Source organism: Geodermatophilus saharensis (genome assembly GCF_900188205.1).
Lineage (GTDB): Bacteria > Actinomycetota > Actinomycetes > Mycobacteriales > Geodermatophilaceae > Geodermatophilus > Geodermatophilus saharensis.
In genome coordinates this window covers 51609-75651 of record NZ_FZOH01000005.1, presented here as the reverse complement: position 1 = coordinate 75651, position 24043 = coordinate 51609, and the positions used below count along the sequence as shown (strand labels likewise).

26 protein-coding genes are annotated in these 24043 nt (G+C 75.4%); 17 read left to right on the top strand and 9 right to left on the bottom strand.

All coding sequences use genetic code 11. From position 1 onward, the window contains the following. Window positions 1–105: 105 nt before the first annotated feature. The 7 genes from CHC04_RS13630 to CHC04_RS13600 form a co-directional block, all read right to left on the bottom strand. Window positions 106–1194 (bottom strand): sigma-70 family RNA polymerase sigma factor, encoded by a 1089-nt coding sequence (locus CHC04_RS13630; RefSeq protein ID WP_089404507.1) that lies wholly within the window; start codon window positions 1192–1194, stop codon window positions 106–108. A gap of 114 nt (window positions 1195–1308) precedes the next feature. Continuing rightward, window positions 1309–1701: a hypothetical protein gene (locus CHC04_RS13625; protein WP_217897357.1), complete on the bottom strand. Its 393-nt coding sequence runs from the start codon at window positions 1699–1701 to the stop codon at window positions 1309–1311. Between the two features lie 224 nt (window positions 1702–1925). Next, a complete protein-coding gene (gene csrA / locus CHC04_RS25330) occupies window positions 1926–2192 on the bottom strand; it encodes a carbon storage regulator CsrA (protein WP_089404506.1) in 267 nt (88 codons plus the stop codon). A gap of 73 nt (window positions 2193–2265) precedes the next feature. After that, the gene (gene fliW, locus CHC04_RS13615) at window positions 2266–2670 is read right to left on the bottom strand and encodes a flagellar assembly protein FliW (RefSeq protein WP_089404505.1); all 405 of its coding nucleotides are present in this window, start codon (window positions 2668–2670) and stop codon (window positions 2266–2268) included. Further along, the gene (flgL, locus tag CHC04_RS13610) at window positions 2667–3563 is read right to left on the bottom strand and encodes a flagellar hook-associated protein FlgL (protein WP_089404747.1); all 897 of its coding nucleotides are present in this window, start codon (window positions 3561–3563) and stop codon (window positions 2667–2669) included. The genes fliW and flgL overlap by 4 nt, the downstream gene beginning before the upstream one ends. A gap of 5 nt (window positions 3564–3568) precedes the next feature. Further along, window positions 3569–4987 (bottom strand): flagellar hook-associated protein FlgK, encoded by a 1419-nt coding sequence (gene flgK, locus CHC04_RS13605; RefSeq protein WP_089404504.1) that lies wholly within the window; start codon window positions 4985–4987, stop codon window positions 3569–3571. Beyond that, window positions 4984–5478, bottom strand: coding sequence for a flagellar protein FlgN (locus CHC04_RS13600; RefSeq protein WP_245817188.1), 495 nt, complete (start codon window positions 5476–5478; stop codon window positions 4984–4986). Before CHC04_RS13600 ends, flgK begins: the two co-directional genes overlap by 4 nt. 148 nt (window positions 5479–5626) lie before the next feature. Between CHC04_RS13600 and CHC04_RS13595 the strand changes: the two genes are divergently transcribed. Next, window positions 5627–6592 carry a sigma-70 family RNA polymerase sigma factor gene (locus CHC04_RS13595; RefSeq protein WP_089404503.1) on the top strand — a complete coding sequence of 322 codons (966 nt, stop codon included), beginning with the start codon at window positions 5627–5629 and terminating at the stop codon, window positions 6590–6592. 76 nt (window positions 6593–6668) lie between these two features. On the opposite strand, the gene CHC04_RS13590 is transcribed toward CHC04_RS13595, so the two are convergent. Beyond that, window positions 6669–8561 carry a glycosyltransferase family protein gene (locus CHC04_RS13590; protein ID WP_089404502.1) on the bottom strand — a complete coding sequence of 631 codons (1893 nt, stop codon included), beginning with the start codon at window positions 8559–8561 and terminating at the stop codon, window positions 6669–6671. Beyond that, complete coding sequence (locus CHC04_RS13585) at window positions 8558–9634, bottom strand: glycosyltransferase family protein (RefSeq protein ID WP_089404501.1); 1077 nt, start codon at window positions 9632–9634, stop codon at window positions 8558–8560. Before CHC04_RS13585 ends, CHC04_RS13590 begins: the two co-directional genes overlap by 4 nt. Window positions 9635–10001: 367 nt before the next feature. Here CHC04_RS13585 and CHC04_RS13580 point away from each other — a divergent pair, with 367 nt between their 5' ends. The 16 genes from CHC04_RS13580 (at window position 10002) to CHC04_RS13505 (ending at window position 23901) form a co-directional block, all read left to right on the top strand. After that, the gene (locus CHC04_RS13580; RefSeq protein ID WP_217897356.1) at window positions 10002–10820 is read left to right on the top strand and encodes a flagellin N-terminal helical domain-containing protein; all 819 of its coding nucleotides are present in this window, start codon (window positions 10002–10004) and stop codon (window positions 10818–10820) included. Window positions 10821–10956: 136 nt separating this feature from the next. Beyond that, window positions 10957–12297, top strand: a complete 1341-nt coding sequence (gene fliD / locus CHC04_RS13575) for a flagellar filament capping protein FliD (RefSeq protein ID WP_089404500.1) — start codon at window positions 10957–10959, stop codon at window positions 12295–12297. A 49-nt stretch (window positions 12298–12346) separates the two neighbouring features. Continuing rightward, complete coding sequence (fliS, locus tag CHC04_RS13570) at window positions 12347–12730, top strand: flagellar export chaperone FliS (RefSeq protein WP_089404499.1); 384 nt, start codon at window positions 12347–12349, stop codon at window positions 12728–12730. After that, window positions 12727–13071, top strand: coding sequence for a hypothetical protein (locus tag CHC04_RS13565; RefSeq protein ID WP_089404498.1), 345 nt, complete (start codon window positions 12727–12729; stop codon window positions 13069–13071). The genes fliS and CHC04_RS13565 overlap by 4 nt, the downstream gene beginning before the upstream one ends. Before the next feature lie 400 nt (window positions 13072–13471). After that, a complete protein-coding gene (flgB, locus tag CHC04_RS13560; RefSeq protein ID WP_089404497.1) occupies window positions 13472–13819 on the top strand; it encodes a flagellar basal body rod protein FlgB in 348 nt (115 codons plus the stop codon). Between the two features lies 1 nt (window position 13820). After that, window positions 13821–14219, top strand: coding sequence for a flagellar basal body rod protein FlgC (flgC, locus tag CHC04_RS13555; protein WP_089404496.1), 399 nt, complete (start codon window positions 13821–13823; stop codon window positions 14217–14219). A 2-nt stretch (window positions 14220–14221) separates the two neighbouring features. Continuing rightward, window positions 14222–14557 (top strand): flagellar hook-basal body complex protein FliE, encoded by a 336-nt coding sequence (gene fliE, locus CHC04_RS13550; RefSeq protein WP_089404495.1) that lies wholly within the window; start codon window positions 14222–14224, stop codon window positions 14555–14557. Continuing rightward, window positions 14557–16155, top strand: coding sequence for a flagellar basal-body MS-ring/collar protein FliF (fliF, locus tag CHC04_RS13545; RefSeq protein ID WP_089404494.1), 1599 nt, complete (start codon window positions 14557–14559; stop codon window positions 16153–16155). Before fliE ends, fliF begins: the two co-directional genes overlap by 1 nt. Then, window positions 16152–17231, top strand: a complete 1080-nt coding sequence (fliG, locus tag CHC04_RS13540) for a flagellar motor switch protein FliG (protein ID WP_089404493.1) — start codon at window positions 16152–16154, stop codon at window positions 17229–17231. Before fliF ends, fliG begins: the two co-directional genes overlap by 4 nt. A gap of 79 nt (window positions 17232–17310) precedes the next feature. Further along, window positions 17311–18120 carry a FliH/SctL family protein gene (locus CHC04_RS25325; RefSeq protein WP_281252237.1) on the top strand — a complete coding sequence of 270 codons (810 nt, stop codon included), beginning with the start codon at window positions 17311–17313 and terminating at the stop codon, window positions 18118–18120. Next, window positions 18120–19418: a FliI/YscN family ATPase gene (locus CHC04_RS13530; RefSeq protein WP_089404491.1), complete on the top strand. Its 1299-nt coding sequence runs from the start codon at window positions 18120–18122 to the stop codon at window positions 19416–19418. The genes CHC04_RS25325 and CHC04_RS13530 overlap by 1 nt, the downstream gene beginning before the upstream one ends. Before the next feature lies 1 nt (window position 19419). Beyond that, the gene (locus CHC04_RS13525) at window positions 19420–19884 is read left to right on the top strand and encodes a flagellar export protein FliJ (protein WP_089404490.1); all 465 of its coding nucleotides are present in this window, start codon (window positions 19420–19422) and stop codon (window positions 19882–19884) included. Further along, complete coding sequence (locus tag CHC04_RS13520) at window positions 19872–20846, top strand: NlpC/P60 family protein (RefSeq protein ID WP_089404489.1); 975 nt, start codon at window positions 19872–19874, stop codon at window positions 20844–20846. Before CHC04_RS13525 ends, CHC04_RS13520 begins: the two co-directional genes overlap by 13 nt. After that, window positions 20843–22186 carry a flagellar hook-length control protein FliK gene (locus CHC04_RS25320; protein ID WP_089404488.1) on the top strand — a complete coding sequence of 448 codons (1344 nt, stop codon included), beginning with the start codon at window positions 20843–20845 and terminating at the stop codon, window positions 22184–22186. Before CHC04_RS13520 ends, CHC04_RS25320 begins: the two co-directional genes overlap by 4 nt. A 12-nt stretch (window positions 22187–22198) precedes the next feature. Then, entirely contained in the window at window positions 22199–22636 is a 438-nt protein-coding gene (locus CHC04_RS13510; protein ID WP_089404487.1) for a flagellar hook capping FlgD N-terminal domain-containing protein, read from the top strand. A 29-nt stretch (window positions 22637–22665) separates the two neighbouring features. Then, the gene (locus tag CHC04_RS13505) at window positions 22666–23901 is read left to right on the top strand and encodes a flagellar hook protein FlgE (protein ID WP_089404486.1); all 1236 of its coding nucleotides are present in this window, start codon (window positions 22666–22668) and stop codon (window positions 23899–23901) included. Window positions 23902–24043 lie beyond the last annotated feature (142 nt).

The following is a 24043-nucleotide window of genomic DNA, read 5'->3' as shown; positions in this document are numbered from 1 at the left end:
GCGCGGCGCGGCGGCGGGCCCTCCCGGTTCCGCTCTGGATATCGGCAGGCGAGAGCCGGGGTGTACCCGTCGGTGGCGGACTCCTGTGGTCCGTCCACCCACGCGTCACTCGGACAGCTCGGTCAACCGGTCCTTGAGCGCCCGCTCGACGCGGTCGGCGTGCACGTTCATGTTGCGGACCGAGGTCCCGAGGTCGGCCGACACCTGCGTCTTGGTCTGCCCGCCCCAGGTCGTCAGGTACCAGGTGGCCCAGCCGAGCACGTTGGGCTGGGCGGCGCGCTGACCGCGCGCGGCGGTCGGGTCGGGGGCGCAGGCGGCGGTCAGCGCGTGCGACAGCAGCGTCTGCTCGGCCTCGTCCATGATCTGGTCGGGCGCCTCGGTGGAGTCGGGCACCAGCACCTCGGCCGCGTCGGGCCCGCCGTCGAGGGACTGCAGGTTGCGCAGCCCCGAGAGCGTGGCGACGGTCTGCGCGTTGCGGCGCAGCGTCTCGACGCTCTGCCCCAGGTAGGCGGCGAGCTCCCGCTCGGTGGGCCGCCGCTGGTGCTCGGCCTGGAACGCGGCGATCGCCTTCTGCTGGCGGTTCTCGGTGTCGGCCGCCGTCCGGCCGTGGGCGCTGCGGCCCAGGTCGTGCACCCACTTCGACAGCTGGGTGGCGAGGAAGGCCCCGAACGGCACGCCCTTGGTCTCGTCGTACTGGCCGACGGCCTTGAGGATCCACTCGGCGACCTGCTGGTGCAGGTCGTCGGGGTCGGGCACGTGCATCCGCAGCGTGCTGGAGTTGCGCTGCAGCCGCTTGAGGCTGACCGGGTGGTAGTGCCGGCACAGGTCCTCGAGGAAGGCGGGGGGCAGGTCGCGTGGGGCGCGGCGGCGCACGCCGGCCTCGGCGCGCAGGCCCACGGTGGCGCAGCCGCGGCCGGCGCACCACGCGCGGACCCAGTCGGCGAGGACCTGGCCCTGGCCGCAGGGGCCGTCGACGCGGTAGAGCCCCTCCCCCTCGTCGTGGCTGACCGTGACGCCGTCGGGCAGGTCGGCGCGGAACTCGGCGAGCGGCAGGTCGCGGTCGACCCGGAAGTGCACCCGGTCGCGGGCGGTGATCGGGACGGCCGCGAAGCCCTCGGCCTCGGGGATGCCGCCGAAGACGAGCGGCGCGCGGGTGCCGGCGTCGGCCGGGCGGTCGGCAGCGGAGGGAGTCACCGGGGTCTCCAGTCGATCGCGGGGAAAGGCGACGGCAGGCGAGGTACTGGAACGGCCCTCCTGCAGGGGCCCGCCACGAGCGGAGCGAGTGGCGGGGGGCAGGAGGGTCCTTCTTCAGACGGCGGCGTACGCGACCGGGGCCGGCTCGAGCAGGTCGTCGGCGACCTGCAGCAGGGCCTCGGCGGCGGCGCGCTCGGCGACGGCCGGCTCGGTGGCGTAGACCGGCATGTGGTCGTAGAGCACGGTGAAGACGTCGCTGACGAAGGCGTACGCGGCCTGCGCCTGCGGCGAGAAGCGGGCGATGGCGGCGCGGGGGCCGAGCTCGACGCCCACGGTCACCCGGACGACGCGCTCGTCCTTGGCCAGGCCGGTGACCGAGAAGGCGACCGCGGGGTGCGCGGCGGCCAGGGCCGACAGCTCGGCCAGGCAGCGGCGGGTCGACCCGCGGCGCGGCCGCAGCTGCACGTGCACGACGACGGTCTCGTCGGCCTGCGGGATCTCTGCCATCACGCTCTGCTGCATCTCCATCGCCCCCTGTGTCGTGCTCGGGGGCAACTCTGTCGCAGAAGCGGACAGTGATGGGCACACAACTCGCCGTGCCCTCTGCAATCCGCGGGCAGACCTTCGTCAGGTCTTGCCCGTGCGGAGCGGGCCTCCGCCGGGACGGGCCCGCGCTCCGGCAGGAGTTGCCGAGGCGCGGGCCGGCCGTCCGTGCGAGTCGTGCCAGTCGTTCAGTGGCCGCGGGCCTCCGGCGGGGCAGGGGGACCGCCGGCCGCGGGGGCGAAGGCGGCGAGGGCGCCGAGGGTGTCGGCGGTGACCTGGGCGGCGAGCAGGTTGGCCTCGGCGATCTGCCGGTAGACCTCCTCGCGGTGGATGGTCACCTCGCGGGGGGCCTTGAAGCCGAGGCGGACGGTGCCACCGCGGACCTCGACGACGTGGACCTCGATGTCGTCGCCGATGCGGATCGTCTCGCCGACGCTGCGGGTGAGTGTGAGCACGGGTACCCCTCCATGGGTGTGTGGTGGCCCTCCTGGCGCGGGCCCCGTCCGAGGAGGACGGGGTCCCCTCCTCCTATCGGCGCAGGGGACGCCGGATCGGAAGACGGCCGTCGGGCAGGACCACCTGGCCGGCCCGCCAGTTCGCCGGGTTGAGCACGACCGGCGCGCGCAGGTTCGCCGTCGCCGCCGCCACCCCCTCGGCCGGGACGGTGACCAGGCAGAAGAGCAGGGCGTCGGCGGCGTCGTCGAGGTCGAGGTCGGCGAGCACCTGCCGCGGCAGGGACGGCGTGTAGTCGGGGAACCACCGGGCCGGGGGGATGGCCAGGAATCGCGGACCGTCGGTGTCCATCGACTGCAGCCAGAACAGCAGGCCGTCCCCGTCGGCCGTGACGAGCACGTAGTCCCGGTAGTCGGGGAAGCCGGGCAGCGGCGCGACCATGCCCAGCAGCGGCAGGGTGACCACGGGGGCGAGCGTCACCGGAGGAAGTCCACGAGCGAGGGCTGCACGACCTGGGCGGTGGCCTGCAGCGCCGCCTGGTAGCCGGTCTGCTGGAACTGCAGCTGCATGATCGTCTTCGGCAGGTCGACGTCCTCGACGTTCGCCAGCTGCTTGTCCAGCGAGAGCCTGCGGTCGGAGTTGACCTGCGCGGCGTTGTCGACCCGGGCGGCCCGCGCGCCGACGGTGGCCGCCGCGGTGAGCAGCCGGTCGATGGCGGCGTCGAGGTCGGTGAGGTCGCCCTGCACCGAGGAGCCGGCGACCACGTCGGTGGCGATCCGGCCGACGACGGTGAACAGGTCGCTCCCGGGCGGGCCGAAGGCCTCCGGGCCGGTCACGTCGATGCGGACCCGCTCGTCGTGGGAGATCCGCCGGGTGATGGGGACGACGCCGGTGCCGTCGGCGCTGCCGACGCCGAGCCAGGTGCCGTCGGCCCGGTAGGCCTTCGTCCCGCTGGTGATGCCCCCGAAGACCGGGCGGCCGTCGACGTTCTCGTTGGCCAGGCCGAGCAGGCTGTCGCGCAGCGCGGAGACCTCGGCGGCGATCGCGGTGCGGCCGGCCTCGGTGAGGGTGCCGTCGTTGGCGGCCTGCACAGTGAGGTCCCGGACCCGGCGGACCTGCGCGACCATGCTGGTCAGCGCGGTGTCGGTGGTCTCCATCCAGCTCTGCGCGTCGGAGATGTTGCGCGCGTGCTGGACGGCGGCCGCCTGGTCCTTGCGGATCTGCATCGAGCGGTTGACGGCGGTCGGCGAGTCCGACGGCTTGCTGACGACCTTGCCCGAGGTGAGCTGCTCCTGGAGCTTGCCCAGCTCGGCCAGGTTCCGGTTGAGCCCCTGCAGGGCGGTCTGCGCGACGGCCCGCTGCGTGATGCGCATCCCGGTCACCGGCCCACGGTGCCGGTGCGGTTGATGAGGGTGTCCAGCGCCTGGTCGATCGCGCTCACCATCCGCGCGGCGGCGCTGTAGGCGTGCTGGAAGGAGAGCATGTTCGTCATCTCCTCGTCGAGGCTGACCCCGGACACCGACTCGCGGGCGGCGTCGACCTGGGCGGTCACCACCGACTGGACCTCGACCTTGCGCGTGGCCACCGCCGCCTGGACGCCGAGGGCGACGACGAGCTTGCGGTAGGTGGCGTCGAGCCCGTTCGGGGCGAGGCTGAGCTGGGCCAGCGCGTCGGCGTTGTCGCCGTCGGCCGAGGGGGCGTTGCCGGCGTCGGCGGGCTTGGTCCGCGCGGCGGCGACCTGCTGGGGGGTCAGCGGGCGCAGCGTCAGGTTCGCGGCGGTGACCGCAGTGCCGCCGGCGCCGTCGTCGAACAGCGGCTGCCCGGGGTTGCCGTCGTCGTCGTAGCCGGCGGTGTGTGCGGTGTTGAACGTCGTGGCGACCGACCGGGCGAAGGCGTCGAGGTCCGCGCGGTAGCCGGGCACCGTCTGCGTCAGGGCGGTGAGCTGGCCGGCGGCCGTGCCACCGGGGCGCAGCGTGGTCCCGCCGGGGGCGGTGACCAGCCGCGGGGCGTCGGTGCCGACGCCGTCGGCGTCGTCGCTGCCGGCCAGGCGGATGCCGGTGCTGGTGCTGCCCGAGACCAGGCTGGTGCCGCCGACGGTGACGTCGACGACGCCGTCGGCGCGCGGCACGCCGGTGGCGCCGATGCTGGTCGACAGCTGCAGCACCAGCGCGTCGCGGCGGTCGGCGAGCTCGTTGACCGGCAGGCCGGCCAGCGTCGCCTGCCGGATGGCCCCGTTGAGCTCGGCGACGGAGGCCGCGGCGGTGTTCACGTCGGCCACCAGCGCCTGCACGCCGTCGCGGGTCTGGTCCCACTGCTGGTCCAGCGCGGCGCGGGTGGCGCGGACGCCGTCGGCGAGGACGTCGAGGCGCTCGAGCACGGCGCTGCGGGCGGCCTCGGTGCGCGGGCTGTCGGACAGCTCGGAGAAGGCGCTCCAGACGTCGGAGAGCATGGCCTGGATGCCGCTGTCGCCGGGCTCGCGGAAGGCGTCCTCGACCCCCGAGAGGGCCTCGGCCTCGGCGGTGAGCCGCGAGCCGGTGGAGACCTCGAGCTGGGCGCGGGCCTCGAGCAGGGCGTCCCGGACGCGCCGCACCTTCGAGGCGTCCACGCCGCCGTCGACGGCGGTGCTCACCGAGTGGACGGCCGGGACGGCGGTGCCGCCCATGGCGGCGAGGTCGACCCGCTGGCGGGAGTAGCCGGCGGTGTTGACGTTGGCGATGTTCTGGCCGGTGACGTCGAGGCCGCGCTGGGCGCCCCACAGCGCCGTCGACGCGGTGTTCAGGCCGGAGAACGAACTCACAGGGCACCGTCCAGGGTCACCGCGCGGGAGGAGCCGGCCTCGGAGCGGCCGGTGGCGCCGTAGGTGCCGGCGGAGGGGTGGCGCACCGACAGCAGCGCGTCGCCGATCGCGGCCAGGCCGCCCTCGATGAGCTCGCGGTTGGCGTCGGAGAGGCTGCGCAGGTCGGTGACGAGCACCAGCAGCGCCTCGTGGTGGCGGGCCAGCAGGTCGTTCCACGGCGCCGGGGCGGCCTCGGCCAGCTGGCGCAGCGAGGGGTTGACCCCGGTGCCCAGCCGGACGGCGATCGCCTCGGTGGCCGCGGCGCGCTCGACCTCGAGCGTGCGCAGCTGGTCGAGGACCACCTCGATCTCGTGGGCGATGCGCGCCAGCCAGCGCGTCTTGCCCGACAGGATCAGGTACTGCTTCTCCTCCGCCTTGAACAGCAGCAGGTCGAGCAGCTCCTGCTCCCGCCACAGCAGCGTCGACAGGTGCTGGTAGTCCACGTCCGCCACCGCCTCCCTCGTCACCGGCGGGGGCCTCCCGCCGTCCGCGCCATGCCCTCGGACCGTCGGCAGCGGGCAACGGCCCCTCAAGCCGAGATCGCAGGATTGGCAGGAGTTGTGCGTCCGGGGCGGGAGGGTCCCTGCCGAGTAGGGCACCGTGCCAGCTGCCCGCTCCCCGGTGACCGAGCGTCCCGTCTCCGCGCGCCCCGCTCCCCCGCTGTCCGCTGCCGCCGCGCGGCCCGAGGTGCCGCGCGCGGACGCCCTGCGGTCGGAGGCCGAGGTCGCGGCCGTCGTGACCGAGCACCTGCCGCTGTGCTCCTTCGCGGTCAACGCGGTGGCCTCGCGCATCTCGCTGCCCGGCCACGTCAGCCGCGAGGACCTGCTCTCCTGCGCCAAGGTGGCGCTGGTCGAGGTGGCCCGCCGGTTCGACCCGTCGGCCGGCGCCACCTTCGCCACCTACGCCCTCCCCCGGCTGCAGGGCGCCGTCCTCGACGAGCTGCGCTCGGGGGACTGGGCCAGCCGTTCGGTGCGGGCGGCCGCCCGCCGCACCGACGCCGCGGCCGACGCGCTGACCGTCCGCCTGGGCCGTCCGCCCACGCGCGAGGAGCTCGCCGCGGACCTGGGGGTGCGCCGCGAGGAGCTCGAGGCGCTGCAGGTCGACGTCCACCGCGCGGTGATGGTCAGCATCGACGCCGAGACCGGCGGCGAGGGCGGCACGCTGGACCTGCCCGACCCCGGCGAGTCGCCCGAGCGGGCGGTGCTGCGCGGGGAGCGCGCCCGGTACCTGCAGGACGCCATCCGCGCGCTGCCCGACCGGCTCGACGAGGTCGTGGAGCGCAACTTCTTCGGCGGGGAGTCGCTCACCGACATCGCCGCCGACCTCGGGGTCACCCTCTCCCGCGTCTCGCAGATGCGCGCCCGGGCGCTGACCCTGCTGCACGCCGCGATGAGCGAGGTGTGGGAGGGCCGTCCGGTGCCGGCCGACGGCGGGGTCCGCGCGCGCAACCAGCAGCGGCTCTACGTCGACCGGGTGGCCGGGCGCGCCGTGCCGACGGTCCCCGCCCCCCGTCCGGCGCCGGCCCGCGCCGCCGCCCTGCGCTACGGGATCGCCCGCCCGGCCTGAGCCGCTCGCACACGACGGCGCCCCGGGTCCTCGCGCGAGGACCCGGGGCGCCGTCGTGTAGGGGCGCGGGACGGGGTCAGCCGGCGGCCTCGCGGTCGAGGACGTCCCAGACCGGCGAGTCCAGCAGCGCCTCGAGGGCGTCGAGCGTGCCGGCCTCGCAGGACAGCGGCGTGCCCACGGTGATCCCGGCGACCCGCGGCGCCTCGGACTCCAGCGACAGGTCGCCGCAGTCGGCCGCCGTCTCGCCGTTGGCGGCCAGCACCGCCTCGATCTCCGCGACGCTGCGGGTGCCCTCGGCGTCGTCGCCCTCGACGAAGGGCAGGCTGACCCGCAGCCGCGCGTGGCCGCCGGCGAGGGCGACCAGCCGCGAGGTCCAGGCCGGGTGCGCCTCCCACCCGCCGGCGACGCGGACGCCGAGGCGGGTGCCGTCGGCGTCGGTGGCCACCTGCAGGTCGAACTGCAGCCGCCGGTCGAGCCGGTCGGCCACCGGGGCGGAGTAGGAGTCCACGGGCAGGTCGACGTCCTGGCCGGTGAGCGAGCGGGCCATGAAGCCGACCAGCCGGGCGCCGTGGCCGGCGTCCTCGATGCGCTGCGGGTACTCGGCGAGGTCGGCGGCCGGCACCGACCGCGCCTGCGCGTAGAGCGCCTCGAGGTCGGCCGCCCAGGCCGGCCCGGAGTGGACGGCCAGCACGTCCGCACGCGCCCGGCGGCCGCGGTCGCGGCGCAGGTCGGGGTCGGCGGCCAGCCGGGCGAGCTCGGCGAGGTAGCCGGCCTCGGTGGTGGTCACGTGCCCGCTGTCGTCCAGGCCCGGTGAGTTGGCGTGGTAGAGGTGCCCGTAGCCGTCGTGGACCTGCAGGGACAGCGGCGGCAGCCCGGCCGCCGCTGCCTCCAGGATGGAGGTGCTGCTGGTGATGGGGAACGAGTCGAGGTAGAGGTCCATCGCCGGGTACAGGGCCTCGGGGTCGGGCACCACGCCCAGCGCCAGCACCCGCCCCGGGAAGCGCCGGGCCAGCTCGGCCCACTCGCCGGCCGCCGACGGGCCGACGACGACCACGACCAGCGCGGGCACGTGTGCCAGCGCGCGGGCGTGCAGGTCGGCCAGCCCGGTGCCCCACAGTGGCGCGGTCTTCGCGGCGCTCGCCACGGTCACGGCCGCGACCTGGTCCTCGCGCAGGCCCAGCGCCTCGCGCATCGCGGCGCGGCCGACCGGGGCGGGCTGGTCGTCGATCGGCAGCGGCAGCCGGCCCAGCCGCTCCTCGCGCACGCCGCGCAGCTCGGCGGTCACCCGACGGGCGATGCCGCGGTGGTCCATGACGACGTCGGCGGCGCCCAGACCCAGCCAGAACACGTGGTCGGCGTGGTTCTCCAGCACGATCGGCGGGCGGGGGCCGGGCAGGTTGGCCGCGGCCAGCGTCACCGCGTCGGTGGGGTGGACGTGCAGGACGACGACGTCGGCGGAGTCCATGAGCCGGCGCAGCGCGTGCGCCCGACCGGTCAGCGAGCCGTGCGCCCGGGCGAGGTCGAACACCCGACCGCCACGGGACCCGGCCGCCGTCCGCAGCGCGTCGGGGACCTCGCCGTGCTGGCCCACCACGGCGACGTCGGCGCGCCGGGGGTCGCGCTCGATCCACCGCCGGGCCAGCCGGGTGTGCCCGCCGACGGGGTAGGCCTCGGTGAGCACGTGCAGCACCCGGCCGGTGTCGCGGTCGGCGTCGACCCACGCCGCGCCGCCGCCGCGGGCGGTGTCGACCACCAGCCGCTCCAGCTCCGGGTCGGCCAGCAGGTCGGTGGCGGCGAACCAGGCGTGGTTGGCGACGAGGGTGGCGGCGACGAGCACGCGCTCGAGGTCGCCGTCGCGGGCCGCGCCGCGGACCACCCGCAGCAGCCGGTCGTGGTCGGCGCGGTGGGCGCGCACCCGCGACAGCGCGCCGGCGGTACCCGTCGCGGTGGTCGTTCCGGCCGCGCTCACGCGCCGATCCGATCGGCCCGGGTGCGCTCCTCGCGCGCCCGCCGCCAGGCGGCCGCCCAGAGCTCGGCGGTGTGCTCGGTCAGGTGGCGGGCGAGGACCTGCTCGCGGGCGGCGGCGGCCTGCTCGCGGCGCCAGTCGGCGTCCTCGATCGCCCGCGTGAGGGCGGTGGCCCAGTCGCGCGGGCGCTTGGCGCGGTAGCCCAGGCCCAGCCGCTCGTACTCGGCGCTGGGCGAGCGGACGGAGAAGACGCCGCGCGCGGAGTACTCCAGCGGCTTGAGCCAGCTCTTGCAGCTGTTGAAGGTGTCCAGGCGCAGCGGCGCGATGCCGATGTCGAAGCGCTCGCCGAGCGCGGCCGCGTAGCCGTCGACGTCCATCACCCAGGGGAACTCCACGGGCTCCTCGGACAGCCGCAGCCGCTCGCCGGCGTTGCCGGCCTGGCCCAGGATGGCGAACCGAGCGTGGCCCGGGTGCCGGTCGAGGGCCTGCTGCAGCCCCGAGCCCATCTCCTGCAGGTCGTAGGGGTGGCTGCCGACCGTGCCGGCCCAGCCGACGGTGAGCACGTCGGGCTCGCGCTCGTAGGCCGGCGGGAGCTCGGCGACCCGCCGCGGGATCGCGTTGGGCACCACGACGCCCCGCCCGCGGGGGGCGAACTGCAACAGGTTCGGCGTCGAGACGGTGACCAGGTCGGCCTCGCGGGCGATCGCCTCGGCCAGCCGGCCCACGCCGCGGCGCACCAGCACCTCGTGACCCTGGTGGCCGGGCGGCAGGGCGGTCAGGTGGTCGTCGAGCTCGACGACGACGGCGACGCCCTGGGCCTGCAGCAGGCGCAGGCACTGCAGCATCTCCCGGGTCTTGGGCAGCTGGAGGACGACGACGTCGGCGCCCTGGGCGTCGACCTCACGGACCACCAGCGGGCCGTCGGGGTCGGCCGGGTCGGGGGCCATGACCGTCTGGAGCCCGTGCTGGACGGTCACCGAGACGCCGAGCCCGGCCTCCTCGACGGCCCGGGCCGGCTCGGCCATGCGGTGGTACATCGAGCCGGTGAACACGGTCGTGGTCAGCAGCACGTTCATGGGCACGTCCTCACCGCGCTCGGCAGGAGCGCTGGGTCGCGACGCCCGGCGGGCGGGCCGGCCGGGCAGGGGGAACGACGGCGCGAGGGCGTCCGGGGACGGACGGGCACCTCGGCGGTGCGGCCCACCATCCCGGCCCGGCCGCACCCGGCTCCCCGCGGCCGGGCGGGACACGCCGCCCCGCGCCCCGTCCGTCACACCCGTCCGTCGCGTCCCCGCCGGGCCCGCCCTCGCCGGAGGGAGGTGATCGAGAAATGTCCCGGGTTCGCCTCAAGGTCGGCCCGGCCCCGGCCGTAGACCCCTGTGCACGACCCGCAGCACGGATGCAGCGGGATCCCGAACAGCCCCGATTCCAAGGAGGAACACCATGGGTCTGCGCGTCAACAACAACATCGCCGCGTTCAACGCCTACCGGAACCTGAACGTGACCGATGGTGCGATGAGCAAGTCCCTGGAGAAGCTCTCCAGCGGCCTGCGCATCAACCGGGCCGCCGACGACGCGGCCGGCCTGGCGATCTCCGAGGGTCTGCGCTCGCAGATCGGTGGCCTCAAGGTCGCCGTCCGCAACGCGCAGGACGGCATCTCCGTCGTCCAGACCGCTGAGGGTGCGCTCACCGAGACGCACTCGATCCTGCAGCGCATGCGCGACCTGGCGGTGCAGGCGGCCAACGACGGCGCCCTGAGCGACACCGACAAGGCCAAGGCCAACGAGGAGTTCCAGGCGCTGAAGTCCGAGCTGGACGACATCGCCGGCAAGACGACCTTCAACGGCACCAAGCTGCTCGACGGCAGCTACTCCTCGAAGGCCTTCCAGGTGGGCTCCAACGCCGGCGAGACCCTCACGGTCTCCGTGGGCGACATGGACGCCGCCGCCCTCGGCGCCTCTGGTGCCATCGGCTCCGCGTCGGGCGCCTCGGCGGCCATCACCGCCATCAACACCGCCATCGGCACCGTCTCCACCGAGCGCGCCAAGCTCGGTGCGGTGCAGAACCGGCTCGAGCACAAGATCAACAACCTGAACGCCACCGTCGAGAACCTGACCGCGTCGGAGAGCCGCATCCGCGACACCGACATGGCCCAGGAGATGGTGTCCTTCACCCGCTCGCAGATCCTGTCGCAGGCCGGCACCGCGATGCTGGCGCAGGCCAACCAGAGCTCGCAGGGCGTCCTGCAGCTCCTCCGCTGACACCGGCCCCACCCGGGGCCCGACCAGCGAGCGCAGCACCACCCGGTGAGGGGGGAGGCCCTGGCCTCCCCCCTCACTGCACACCCGGGCCGGGTCACACCCGCCCCACCCGACCCCTGACCTGGGAGGCACCGCGATGGTGAGCCTGAGCGTCGACGGCCTGGTCTCCGGCCTGGACACGACCGGACTGATCACCCAGCTCGTGGCCGCCGAGGGGGTCGTGCAGACCCAGCTCAAGACCCGGCTGACCCAGACGCAGAAGGCCGCCGAGGCCTACCGCTCGATCAACACGAAGGTCGACGCGCTGCGCTCCGCCGCCGAGGAGCTGACCAAGGGCGGCACCTGGACCGCCGCCAAGGCGACCAGCTCGAGCACCGCGGTCGCCGTCGCCGTCACCGGCACGCCGCAGCCCGGCTCGATCACCTTCACCGTGACGTCGGTGGCCGCCGCGCACACCGTCGTCGGCGCCACGCAGAGCGCACCCCCCACCACGGCCGGCGTGTACTCGAGCCTGACGGTGTACGGCCCCGACGGCACCACGCCGAAGGGCACCGTGGCGGTCGGCGGGACCGGCTCGCTCAACGACGCCGCCGCCGCGATCAACGCCGACACCACCCTCGGGCTCAACGCCACCGTGCTGCAGGTCGAGCCGGGCAAGTACGCGCTGCAGGTCAGCGCCAAGGCCACCGGCGCGGCCGCGCGGTTCTCCCTGGGCACCGGCTCGGCTCCCGCGACCGGCTTCACCACCCTGCGCCAGGGCAAGGACGCCAAGATCACCCTCGGCGACGCGACGTCGCCGCTGCCGATCACCTCCGCCACCAACACCTTCACCGGTGTCATCCCCGGCGGCACCCTGACGGTCACCCGCGAGGACGCCACCCCGGTCACCGTCGACGTCAGCGCCGACCCCGACGCCGTGGCCGCCAAGGTGCAGGCCTTCGTCGACGCCGCCAACGCCGCGCTGGGCGAGATCGCCAAGCACTCGGCCAACGGCAAGGACTCCACCGCCGTCCTGCGCGGCGACAGCAACCTGCGCCGGCTCAGCGACCAGATCCTCACCGCGGTGTCCGACGCGGTCGGCGAGGACTCCCCGGGCGTGGCCGGCGTCCAGCTGACCCGGGACGGGAAGGTCCAGTTCACCAAGGACCGGTTCCTCACCCGGCTGCAGGCCGACCCGGCCGCACTCCAGCGCCTGTTCACCGACACCGAGGCCACCGACGGCGCCGACGGCGTGGCCACCCGCGTGCAGACGCTGGCCAAGCAGCTCACCAACGTGACGACCGGCTCGCTCACGCTGCTGGCCCGAGGCCGCGACGACCTGGCCAAGGACATCGAGACCCGCATCGCCGACTGGGACCTGCGCCTCGCCGCCCGCAAGGAGGCCCTCACCCGCCAGTTCACCGCCATGGAGACCGCGCTGAGCTCGCTCAAGCAGCAGTCGTCCTGGCTGGCCGGCCAGCTCTCCTCGCTCGCCTGACCCGCCCACCCGATCCCGCTCCCCCACGTCTGACGCAGGAGATCGACCGATGACCGCCGCTTCCCTCCGCTCCCGCTACCTCGGCGACGCCGTGGCCACCGCCTCGCCGCAGCAGGTGCTGGTCATGCTCTACGACCGCCTCGCCCTCGACCTCGAGCGGGCCCAGGCCGCGCTCGCCCAGGGCCGCCGCGCCGACGCGCGCGAGCAGGTCCGCCACGCGCAGGAGATCGTGTTCGAGCTGCTCGGCAGCCTGCGGGTCGACGCCTGGGAGGGCGGTCCGCGCCTCGCCGCGCTGTACCAGTGGCTGATCGCCGAGCTCAACCAGGCGATGGTCAAGCAGGACGGCGGCCGGATCGCCTCGTGCCTGAAGGTGGTCGAGCCGCTGCGCGACGCCTGGCGGCAGGCCGCCGCGAGCCTGGCGAGCACCGCATGACCGCGCCGCGCTCCGCCGAGGAGCAGCGGCGCACCGAGTGGGCCGCCGCCCTCGAGGAGATGGAGGTCGAGGTCCTCGACGCCGAGCGCTCGATCCGCGGCGACCGCGCCGACGAGATCGCCGCCTGGGGCCGGCGCATGGAGGACTGGACGCCGCCCACGATGCTCGGGCCGCTCCCGCCGGACCTGCGCGAGCGCGCCGCGCGGCTGCTGCAGCACCAGCTCGCCGTCGCCGAGGAGCTCGTCGAGCGGATCACCCAGTCCCAGCGCCAGCGCGACGTCGCCGCCCGCATGGCCTACCGCCCCCGCCCCGTCGCGGCCTTCGTCGACAGGGCGCTCTGACCGCCCCTAGCACGTCTGCACAGCTCCCGACACGGCCGGGTCCGCCTCACGGCGGGCCCGGCCGTCGTCGTCCCGCCCCGGCAGTGCCAATAGCGCTACAAAGGCACTCGTAGGGCAAGGGGGCGTCCCCTGGGGTGCCACTAGCGCTACACGGGCACCTCGTGGGGCACGGGGGCCTCCCCCGGCTCGTCCCCCTCGGTCGCGCCGCCCGTCACACCGGTCACCCGTGTCACGGAGTGTCGTCAAGGTCTGACGGAACGCTGCCGATGACGACCCTGCACGGACAGCACCACTCTCGCCACGGATCGGCGGCCCCACCCCTCGCGCTCGCGCGCGGGGGTCCCCGACGTACCCGGAGGCACCCCGTGTCCTGCCGTCCTGCCCACCGGCGGTCCGCCCGATGATCGGCGACGTCACGACGGCGACGCTGCACGCGGCGCTGAGCGGCCTGGCCCAGCGCCAGCGCGTGACGGCGGACAACATCGCCAACGTCCAGACGCCGGGCTTCCTCGCCGGCCGGACCGACTTCGAGTCCTCGCTGCGCGCCGAGCTGCGCCAGGGCCGGACGCCGACGGTCTCCGGTGGCTCGATCGCCCGCTCGCTGGAGCCCACGCGGACGGACGGCAACAACGTGAACCTCGACAGCGAGACGGTCATCGCCACCGAGACCGGCCTGCGCTACCAGCTCGCGCTGACCGCGCTCGACGGCAAGTACAGCGGTCTGCGCACGGCCCTCAGGACGGCGTGACGTGTTCGACAGCATCGACATCTCCGGGTCCGGACTGTCGGTCCACCGCCGCTGGATGGACGCCGTCTCGGACAACATCGCCAACGTCAACACCGTCAGCTCGACCGACGGCGAGGCGTTCCGCGAGCGCATGGTCGTCGCGCAGGCCGTGGACTACGGCTCCGGCGAGGGCGGCGTGCGCATCGCCGGCGCGGAGTTCGGCAGCGGCGAGGGTCGGCTGGTGTACGAGCCCGACCACCCGCTGGCCGACGCCGAGGGCTACGTGCGCTACCCCGACATCGACCTCGGCGACCAGATGACCCAGCTGATCATGGCCCAGCGCGGCTACCAGGCGAACCTGGCGTCCCTGGAGCGGGCGACCTCCGCCTACCAGGCCGCCCTGCAGCTCGGGAAGGGCTGACCGTGACGTCCCCCATCGGCGGCATCTCGCTGCCCACCGTCCCGACCGTCGGCCCCCTCCAGGGCGCCGGGGCCACCCAGGCCGCGCAGGCCGGGCAGCCGGCGCCCGGTGCCTCCGGCGAGGGCTTCGCCGCGGCGCTCACCGGGGCGCTCGAGCAGCTCGGGGCGCTGCAGTCGACCCGGGACGAGCTGGCCGTGCAGGCCGCCACCGGCGACCTGCGTGACGTGCACGACTACATGATCGCGGCCCAGGAGTCCTCCGTGGCCACCGAGATGGTCGTGACCCTGAAGAACAAGGCCGTCGAGGCCTTCACCGAGATCATGAGGATGCCGGTCTGATGCCTCCCGCACTGGCGGGGCCGCTGGCGAAGGTGCGCGGCACCCTGGCCACGATCAGCCTGGGCCAGAAGGTCGTCATCGGCCTGCTGGTCGCCGGGCTGGCCCTCGGCGGCTTCGTCTTCTACCGCTGGGTCACGACGCCGACCATGGCGCCGCTGTTCTCCAACCTCGCCTCGACCGACGCCTCCGCGATCGTCGAGGAGCTCAACGCCGGCGGCGTCGCCTACGAGCTCGCCGACGGCGGCCAGACGATCCTGGTCGCCAACGACGCCGTCTACGACCTGCGGCTGCAGATGAGCGGCAAGGGCCTGCCCGCCGGCGCGGAGACCGGGTACGCGCTGCTCGACGAGCAGGGCATCACCACCAGCGAGTTCCAGCAGCAGGTGCAGTACCAGCGCGCCATCGAGGGCGAGCTCGCCAACACCCTCGAGGCGCTCGACGGCGTCTCGCAGGCGGTCGTGCACGTGGCGCTGCCCGAGGAGGAGGTGTTCGCCTCCGACGAGGCCGAGCCGACCGCCTCGGTGCTGCTCGACGTCGAGCGCGGCACGCAGCTGACCGGTGAGCAGGTCGCCTCGATCACCAACCTGGTCTCCTCGAGCATCGAGGGGATGGAGCCCGAGCAGGTCACCGTCAGCGACTCGTCCGGGCAGCTGCTCTCGGCCGCCGGGACGGGGCTGACCTCGGCCGCCGGCGACGCACGCTCGCAGATGGAGTCGGACTACGAGACCCGGCTGGCCGCCAACGCGCAGGCCATCCTCGACCGGGTGCTCGGCCCCGGGCACGCGGAGGTCTCGGTGCGCGCCGACCTCGACATGTCGCAGCGCGACAGCACGGCGACCACCTACGGCTACACCGACGGCACCCCGCCGGTGTCCCAGCAGAGCTCGACGGAGACCTACACCGGGGACGGCACCGCCGTGGGCGGCGTGCTGGGCCCGGAGAACACCGCCGACGCCGCGAACGGCACCGGCGGCGGGCAGGCGGAGTACTCGACGGAGTCCTCGACGTCGAACAACGCCGTCGACCAGACGGTCACCAACACCGTGACCGCGCCCGGTGAGGTCAAGCGGCTCACCGTCGCCGTCGTCATGGACGACACCGTGGCCGGCGGGCTCAACCAGGCGCAGGTCCAGGACCTGGTGAGCAACGCGGTGGGCCTCGACGAGGCCCGCGGCGACGACATCAGCGTCGCCTCGCTGGCCTTCGACACCGAGGCCGCCGACGAGGCCGCCGCGGCCATGGCCGAGGCCCGCGAGGCCGAGCAGCAGGCCCAGATGTGGTCGCTGATCCGCACCGGCGGCATCGCCCTCGGCATCGCGCTCCTCGTCCTGGTCGTCTGGCTGCGCTCGCGCCGCCGCGGCGACGACGAGGAGGACGAGGACGACGAGCCCTACGAGATCGACGACGGCCTGATGGCCGAGCTGGAGCGGCTGCGGGTGGCCAGCTCCCGCGACGACACCGCCGTGCTGGACACCCGTGCACTGGAGCTGGAGGCCGCCGAGCGCCAGCGCGTCCGAGGGGAGATCGCCTCGATGGTCAGCGAACGTCCCGACGAGGTGGCGCAGATGCTGCGCGGCTGGCTGAGTGACGTCCGATGACGCTGGCCAGTGTCGAGCAGCTCGTCGGCGCGGGCGGGACCAACCTGCCCGCCCTGCCGCCTGCGCCCCCGCGCCCGGAGATGCCGGGCCTGCGCAAGGCCGCCGTCTTCCTCGCCCAGATGAGCAAGGAGGAGGCCGGGCTGCTGCTGTCCAAGCTCAACGCCCGCGAGGTCGAGGCCCTCACCCGCGAGATCATGAAGCTGGGCACCGTGGAGCCCGAGGACGTCGACGGCGTGCTGTCGGAGTTCCACACGATGATGGCCGCCCAGCGCTTCGTGGGCCGCGGCGGCGTCGACTTCGCCCGCGAGATCCTCGCCGCCGGGCTGGGCGAGGACAAGGCCGAGGGCATCCTCGCCCGGCTCAACGTCGTCTACACCGAGGTGCCCTTCGCCTCGCTGCGCAACGCCGACGTCCGCCAGCTGGTCACCTTCCTCAAGGACGAGCACCCGCAGGTCATCGCGCTGGTGCTGGCCCACCTGTCGGCCGGGCAGTCGGCCGAGGTGCTCTCCGGGTTCGGCCCGGAGCAGCAGGCCGAGGTCGCCCACCGGATCGCCACGATGGACCGCACCTCCCCGGAGATGGTCCGGCTGGTCGAGGAGGAGCTCAGCCGGCGCATGGGGTCGCTGCTGGCCCACCAGGACATGTCCACCGTCGGCGGCGTCGAGACCCTCGTCGAGATCATCAACCGCTCGCCGCGGCCCACCGAGCGCTCCATCCTCGAGTGGCTGGACTCCTCCGACCCGGAGCTGGCCGAGCAGGTGCGCGCGCAGATGTTCGTGTTCGAGGACATCGTCACGATCGACGACCGCTCCATGCAGCTGGTGCTGCGCGAGGTCGCCTCCAGCGACCTGGCCACCGCGCTCAAGGGCGTGCGCCCCGACGTCCGGGACAAGGTGGTGCGGAACCTCTCCGAGCGCGCGGCGGAGAACCTCGCCGAGGAGATCGAGCTGCTCGGCCCGGTCCGCGCCCGCACCGTGGAGGAGTCGCAGGGCAAGATCGTCGCGGTCATCCGCACCCTCGAGGAGCAGGGCGTGCTGACCATCTCCCGCGGCGGGGACGATGAGTTCGTCTCCTGACGAAGGACGCCTTGAAGGACCCCGTCCCCCCCACCGCTCGCAGGCTCGCGGCGGGCCCCTGGACGGGGCCGACCGGGGCGTGCGGCGGTCGGTGCTGCTGCGCGGCGCCTCGGCCAGCGCGGCGGCGCCCTACCGGCAGGTCGCCGGGACGACCGTGCCGCCGGTCCCCCGGCCGGCCCCCGCGCCGGCGCCGGCCGGTCCCTCGCCGGTGGTCGCCTCCGCCCCCGAGGTCACCGTCGAGCGGCGGACGGCGAGCCGCCGCGCCGCCGACGTCCCGGTGCCCAACGGCCGCGGCGTGCTGCGCCTGGGCGACGTGTACGCCGAGGAGCTGACCCGGCTGCGCGAGTTCGCCCGCCAGGAGGGCTTCGCCGCCGGGCACGCCGAGGGCGTGGCCGCCGCCGGCCAGGTCGTCGCCGAGGCCGAGGCCGCCGCGGCCGCGCGGCTGGCCGACGTGCAGGCCCGCTGGGAGCGCCGCATGGCCTCGGCCACCGCGGCCCTCGCCGCCGCCGTCACCGCGCTGGAGGCCGCCGCCGTGCCCACCGCCGACGACGTCCGCGACACCGTGCTCGACGGCGCCCTGGGCCTGGTCGAGGAGCTGCTCGGCCGCGAGCTGTCGGCCTCGACCAGCGCCGGCCTCGACGCGGTGCGCCGCGCCCTGACCCTCGTCCCCACCGACGCCCCCGCCGTGGTCCGGCTGCACCCCGACGACCTCGCCGAGATCCCCCCGCACGCCCTCGCCGCGCTCCCCCCGACGGTCACCGTCGTCGGCGACGACGCGGTCGAGCGGGCCGGGGCGGTCGCCGAGTGCGGCCCACGCCGGGTCGACGCCCAGCTGTCGACGGCGCTGGCGCGGGTGCGGGCGGTGCTGTCGGGCGGGGGCCCGTCCTGATGTCCACCGCCGCCGTCCTCTCCCGTGCCCGGCTGGCCGCCCGCCCGCAGCTGACCGGCTCCGTCGTCGGCGCCATGGGGCTGACCCTCACCGTCGAGGGCGTCGTCGCCGCCGTCGGCGACCTGGTCGAGGTGGGCGCGGGCCTGCTCGCCGAGGTCGTCGCCGTCTCCCGCGACCGGCTGACCTGCATGCCGCTGGGCGAGATCTCGGGCGTGCACGCCGGCGCGCCGGTGCGCGCCACCGGCATGCCGCTGCAGGTGCCCGTCGGCGAGGCGCTGCTGGGGCGGGTGCTCGACGGGCTGGGCCGCCCGGTGGACGGGCTGGGCCCGCTCGGCGCCGGGGTGGACTGGGTGGACCTGGCCAGCGAGACCCCGCACGCACTGTCGCGCCGCCGGGTGGAGGAGCCGCTGCCGGTCGGCGTCCGCGCGCTGGACACCCTCGTGCCGGTCGGCAAGGGGCAGCGACTGGGCATCTTCGCCGGCTCCGGCGTCGGCAAGTCCACGCTGCTGGCGCAGATCACCCGGGGCACCGAGGCCGACGTCCGGGTCATCGGGCTGATCGGCGAGCGGGGCCGGGAGGTCAAGGAGTTCCTCGAGGAGAACCTCGGCGCGGAGGGGATGGCGCGCACCGTCGTCGTCGTCGCCACCTCCGACGAGCCGCCGCTGGTGCGGCTCAAGGCCGCGTTCGTGGCCACCCGCATCGCCGAGGGCTTCCGCGACCAGGGCCGCGACGTGCTGCTGCTCATGGACTCCATCACCCGCACCGCGATGGCCCAGCGCGAGGTGGGCCTGTCGGCCGGGGAGCCGCCGGCCACCCGCGGCTACCCGCCGAGCGTATTCGCGATGATGCCGCGGCTGCTGGAGAAGGCCGGCCCCGGCGCCACCGGGTCGATCACCGGGCTCTACACCGTGCTCGTCGAGGGCGACGACCACAACGAGCCGATCGCCGACACCGCCCGCTCCATCCTCGACGGGCACGTGGTGCTCACCCGCCGGCTGGCCACCGCCGGCCACTTCCCCGCCGTCGACGTGCTCGAGTCGATCTCCCGGGTCGCCGGCGCGGTCACCGCCCCGGCGCGGATGGCCGACGCCCGCGAGATGCGGCGGCTCATGGGCGCGCTGCGCGACGTCAAGGAGCTCGTGGAGATCGGCGCCTACCAGGCCGGCAGCGACCCGCTGGTCGACCGCGCCCGGATGCTCTCCCCCGCCATCGACGCCTTCCTGCGCCAGTCGCTGGAGGACAGCACCGCCCCCGACGACGCCTGGGCGATGCTGCACCGGCTCGTGACCGCGGGCTGACGTGGGCAAGCGCGCCGCCTTCCGCCTCGAGCCCGTGCTGCGGGTGCGCGCCGCCGCCGAGGAGGCCGCCTCACGGGCGGCGGCCGAGGCCGAGGCCGCCGCCCGCGACGCCGCCGCCCGCGCCGAGGAGCTGGCCGCCGCGCTCGCCGGCCGGGTGCCGCCCGCGTCGTCCCCCGCCCACGTCTTCCTCGCCGCGATGGTCGCATCGGCGGCCGCGGCTGCCGATGTAGCAGCCGCACGGTCGACGGCGCAGGCCTCGGCCGAGCAGGCGGACCTGCTGCGCCAGCGGTGGACCGCCGCCGCCCAGGAGACCCGGGCGCTGGAGAGGCTGCGCGAGCGGCACCTCCTGGCACTGCGGGCCGCCGAGCTGACCGCCGAGGAGCGCGCGGTCGACGACCTGGTCACGCGCCGGCACGCGGTGCGGGCCGCCACCGACGACGGGGAGGAGGAGCCGTGGAGGGCCTGACCGCGGTGCACGGCCGGATCGCCGAGATCCAGAACCGAATCCTCACCCTGGCCTCGGCCTCGTCGACGTCGACGTCCGCCGCGGCGTCGACCGCGTGGGCGAGCGCCGCGGCCACCGCCGGGCTCACCGGCACGTCCCCGGCGGGCGCCACCGGCGCGACCGCGACCGCCGGCGGCGGCCCGGAGGGGCAGGTGGTGGCCGCCGCGCAGCGCTACCTCGGCGTGCCCTACGCCTGGGGCGGCACCGACCCGTCGGTGGGCCTGGACTGCTCGGGCCTGGTGCAGCGCGTCTTCGCCGACGTGGGCATCGGCCTGCCGCGCACCAGCTCCCAGCAGGCCACCGCCGGCACCCCGGTCGCGAGCCTGGCCGAGGCCCGCCCCGGCGACCTGGTGTTCTTCGACAACTCGCCGTCGCGTCCCGGCATCGACCACGTCGGCGTCTACGTCGGCGACGGGAAGATGATCGCCGCGCCGCAGGAGGGCGACGTCGTCCGGGTGCAGGACGTGGGCACCCCGTCTGTCATCCGCCGCGTGCTGCCCGCCGCGGCCGCCGCTCCCCAGGCAACCGGTGGGGCCGGCCTGGCCGGGGTCCCCTACGCCGACCTGTTCACCGCCGCCGGCGCCCGCCACGGCGTCGACCCGGCGCTGCTGGCCGGGGTGGCGGAGGTGGAGTCCGGCTTCGACTCCTCCGCCGTCTCCCCCGCCGGCGCCACCGGGCTCATGCAGTTCATGCCGGCCACCGCGGCCGGCCTCGGCGTCGACGCGTCGGACCCGGCCTCGGCGGTCGACGGCGCGGCCCGCTACCTGCGCCAGCTCACCGACCGCTTCGGGTCCACCGACCTGGCCCTGGCCGCCTACAACGCCGGGCCGGGCGCGGTGGCCCGCGCCGGCGGCGTCCCGCCGTACGCCGAGACCCAGTCCTACGTCCGCAAGGTCACCAGCGCCGCGGAGGCCTACTCGTGACAGCACCCGCCCTGCCCGCCGTCCTCCCGGCGGCGCCGCCCGCGACGCCGTCGACCGCGCCGTCCGGCCCGTCGCCGGAGTTCGCGTCCGCCCTCGACGGCGCCGTGGCCGACCGCGGCCGCCCCGGCGACCGTCCCGGCCGGGCCGTCGGCCGCGACGGCGACCGACCCGGCCGCGCCGTGGACCGCGACGGCGACCGACCCGGCCGCGCCCTCGGCCGGGACGGCGAGGCCGCGCCCCCCGAGGACGACCCGGCAGCCGTCCCCGCCGGTGAGGACGCCGCCGCGGCGACGCCCGCCGCCGCGGCCGGGGCCCTGCCCGCCGGCTGGGCGCTGGCCCTCGCCCTGGGGACCGCGGTGCCTCCCTCGACCGCCGCCGGCACCCCGGCCGAGGGCACGCCGGCCGTCCCGGCCGCGCCCGCTGCCGCCGCGCACGGCGCGGTCGCCGACGGCACGGTCGCCGTCCCCGGCGTCGCCGACGGCCTGCCCACCGGCGCGGTCCCCGCCTCCGGGGGCACCCTGGTGCCGGCCGCCGTCCCGCCGGACGGCACCGTCCCCGCGACCGCTCCCCCGGCCGCCGTCCCGGCCGCTGTCCCGGCTCCGGATCCCGCCCCGGCCGGGCTGCCCGCCGGGCTCGTGGTCGTGCCCGCCGCCGACCCGGCCCCGGTCGTGCCGTCACCTCCCGCCGTGGTGCCCGTGCTCGCCGGTCCGGCGCCACGGCCGGAACCGGCCGCCGTTCCCGCGCCGGCGCAGCCCGAGCCGGCGGCGTCCGACGCCGCACCGGCCGGCACCGCGCCGGCCGCCGCCCCGTTCCCCGCACCGGCCCCCGCTCCGGCGGTGCCGGCCGTGGCCGCCGCACCGCGGGCCGACGTCCCGCAGCCGCCGGTCGCCGCCCAGGTCGCCCCCGCCGTCGCCACGCTGGCCTCCGGGCCCGACGGCACGCACACGATGACCCTGGTGCTCACCCCGGAGATCCTCGGCCGGGTCGAGGTCCGGGTCACCGTGCACGCCGGCACGCTCGACCTGAGCCTGCGCGGCGTGTCCGACGCCGGCCGCGCCGCGCTGCTCGACGCCCTGCCCGACCTGCGCCGCGACCTGGAGTCCGCCGGGCTGACCTGCTCGCGGCTGCAGGTCGACCGCGAGCAGGCGGGCTCGGGCTCGTCGCAGGCGCAGTCCGGCTGGCAGCAGTCCCAGGAGCACGGCCGCGGTCAGGGCCGCGGTCAGGGCCACGGCCCCGCCGACGACCGCGGCCGCCCGTGGCTGCGCACCGACCCCGACGGGAGCCGACCGGCTGCCGCCGCGACCCACCCCGCGTCGAGCGCCCTCGACGTGCGGGCCTGAGAGGAGCCGACGATGACCGGACCCGTGGGCGGCGTGGGCAGCACCTCCGCTCCCGTTGCCCAGACCGCCACCAGCTCTGTGGACCGCGCCGACCAGATGGGCAAGGACACGTTCCTGCAGCTCCTGGTCGCGCAGATGAAGTACCAGGACCCGGGCAACCCCACGAGCACGACCGAGTTCATGTCGCAGACGGCGACCTTCACCCAGGTGGAGAAGCTCGAGGAGATCGCCTCGCAGAACGCCGCGCTGCTGTCCCTGCAGCGGTCGCTGTCGGCCGGTGCCCTGGTCGGCCACGCGGTCAGCTGGACCGTGGAGGACGGCACGACGCAGACCGGGACGGTGTCCTCGGTCCGCTTCGGCGACGACGAGCCGCTGGCCGTCGTCGGGGGCCAGGAGGTCCCCCTCGGCCGCCTGACCGAGATCTCCCTGCCGGCCCAGCCCGGCGCCTGACCCCCGCTCCCCTCCGAGAGGACCCTCCCGTGCTGCGCTCGATGTTCTCGGCCATCTCCGGCCTGCGTGCCCACCAGACCAAGCTCGACGTCACCGGCAACAACATCGCCAACGTCAACACCGTCGGCTACAAGAGCTCCCAGACCGTCTTCGAGGACACCCTGTCCCAGGTCGTCCGCAACGGCTCGGCGCCCACCGACCAGACCGGCGGCACCAACCCGGCGCAGGTCGGCCTCGGCGTCAAGGTCGCCGGCATCACCACCAATTTCGGCCAGGGCTCGACGCAGAACACCGGCCGCTCCACCGACTTCATGATCAGCGGCGACGGCTTCTTCGTGACCCGGGCCGGCAATGAGAACCTCTACACCCGCGCCGGGTCCTTCGACTACGACGGCGCCGGCAACCTCGTCACCCCCGACGGCGCCCAGCTGCAGGGCTGGCTGGGCCAGGACGGGCGCGTCGACACCAACGGCGCCCTCGGCCCGCTGACCATCCCCTTCGGCCAGGTCATGCCCCCCACCCCGACCCGCACGGGCACGGTCAGCGGCAACCTGTCGACGTCGTCGGTCGTCGCCTCGGCCGGGCCGCCGGTCGTCGAGGCCACGGCCGTGCAGACGCAGGTCACCGCCTACGACTCGCTGGGCACCGCCCACCAGATCGCGCTGACCTTCACCAAGACCGCCGCCAACCGCTGGTCGGTGGCCGCCTCGGAGAACGGCACCCCCATCGGCACCGCCCAGACGCTGAACTTCAGCGCCTCCACCGGCCTGGCCACCGGCGACACCAGCTTCGAGCTCGGGGTCACCGGCGCCAACTGGCCCGGCGGCATCGCCATCGACCTGTCCGGGATGACCGAGTTCGGCGGCAAGACCGCGCTGACCCCGAGCGGTGTCGACGGCAACGCCATGGGCACGCTGCAGTCGATCTCCCTCAGCGGCGACGGCACGATCATGGGCGTCTACTCCAACAGCCTGCGCGAGCCGATCGGCAAGCTCGCCCTGGCCACCTTCGCCAACCCCGGCGGCCTGTCGAAGGCCGGCAACACCAGCTACCGGGTGGGCGACAACTCCGGTCAGCCGGTGATCGGCGAGGCCGGCACCGGCGGCCGCGGCTCGCTGACGGCCGGCGCGCTGGAGATGAGCAACGTCGACCTGGCCGAGGAGTTTACCGGCCTGATCGTCGCCCAGCGCGGTTTCCAGGCCAACAGCCGCGTCATCACCAGCTCCGACGAGGTGCTGCAGGACCTGGTCAACCTCAAGCGCTAGTGGATGGACCCCACACAGGGGTCCACCACGTCACCAGCCCGCGGCCCGGCACCCGTTCCCCGGGGTGCCGGGCCGCGCCCCGTCGTCGCCCAGGTGCGTTTGTCGCGATGAAGGCACCTCCCCCAGGTGCATTTGTCGCGAC

Bases quoted from the DNA above. Each gene is read 5' to 3' on its own strand.
- CHC04_RS13625 (WP_217897357.1), bottom strand. From the start codon at position 1,701: ATGGCAGAGATCCCGCAGGCCGACGAGACCGTCGTCGTGCACGTGCAG.
- flgL (WP_089404747.1), bottom strand. From the start codon at position 3,563: ATGCGCATCACGCAGCGGGCCGTCGCGCAGACCGCCCTGCAGGGGCTC.
- CHC04_RS13585 (WP_089404501.1), bottom strand. From the start codon at position 9,634: ATGAACGTGCTGCTGACCACGACCGTGTTCACCGGCTCGATGTACCAC.
- CHC04_RS13580 (WP_217897356.1), top strand. From the start codon at position 10,002: ATGGGTCTGCGCGTCAACAACAACATCGCCGCGTTCAACGCCTACCGG.
- fliD (WP_089404500.1), top strand. From the start codon at position 10,957: ATGGTGAGCCTGAGCGTCGACGGCCTGGTCTCCGGCCTGGACACGACC.
- fliS (WP_089404499.1), top strand. From the start codon at position 12,347: ATGACCGCCGCTTCCCTCCGCTCCCGCTACCTCGGCGACGCCGTGGCC.
- CHC04_RS13565 (WP_089404498.1), top strand. From the start codon at position 12,727: ATGACCGCGCCGCGCTCCGCCGAGGAGCAGCGGCGCACCGAGTGGGCC.
- flgB (WP_089404497.1), top strand. From the start codon at position 13,472: ATGATCGGCGACGTCACGACGGCGACGCTGCACGCGGCGCTGAGCGGC.
- fliF (WP_089404494.1), top strand. From the start codon at position 14,557: ATGCCTCCCGCACTGGCGGGGCCGCTGGCGAAGGTGCGCGGCACCCTG.
- fliG (WP_089404493.1), top strand. From the start codon at position 16,152: ATGACGCTGGCCAGTGTCGAGCAGCTCGTCGGCGCGGGCGGGACCAAC.
- CHC04_RS13530 (WP_089404491.1), top strand. From the start codon at position 18,120: ATGTCCACCGCCGCCGTCCTCTCCCGTGCCCGGCTGGCCGCCCGCCCG.
- CHC04_RS13510 (WP_089404487.1), top strand. From the start codon at position 22,199: ATGACCGGACCCGTGGGCGGCGTGGGCAGCACCTCCGCTCCCGTTGCC.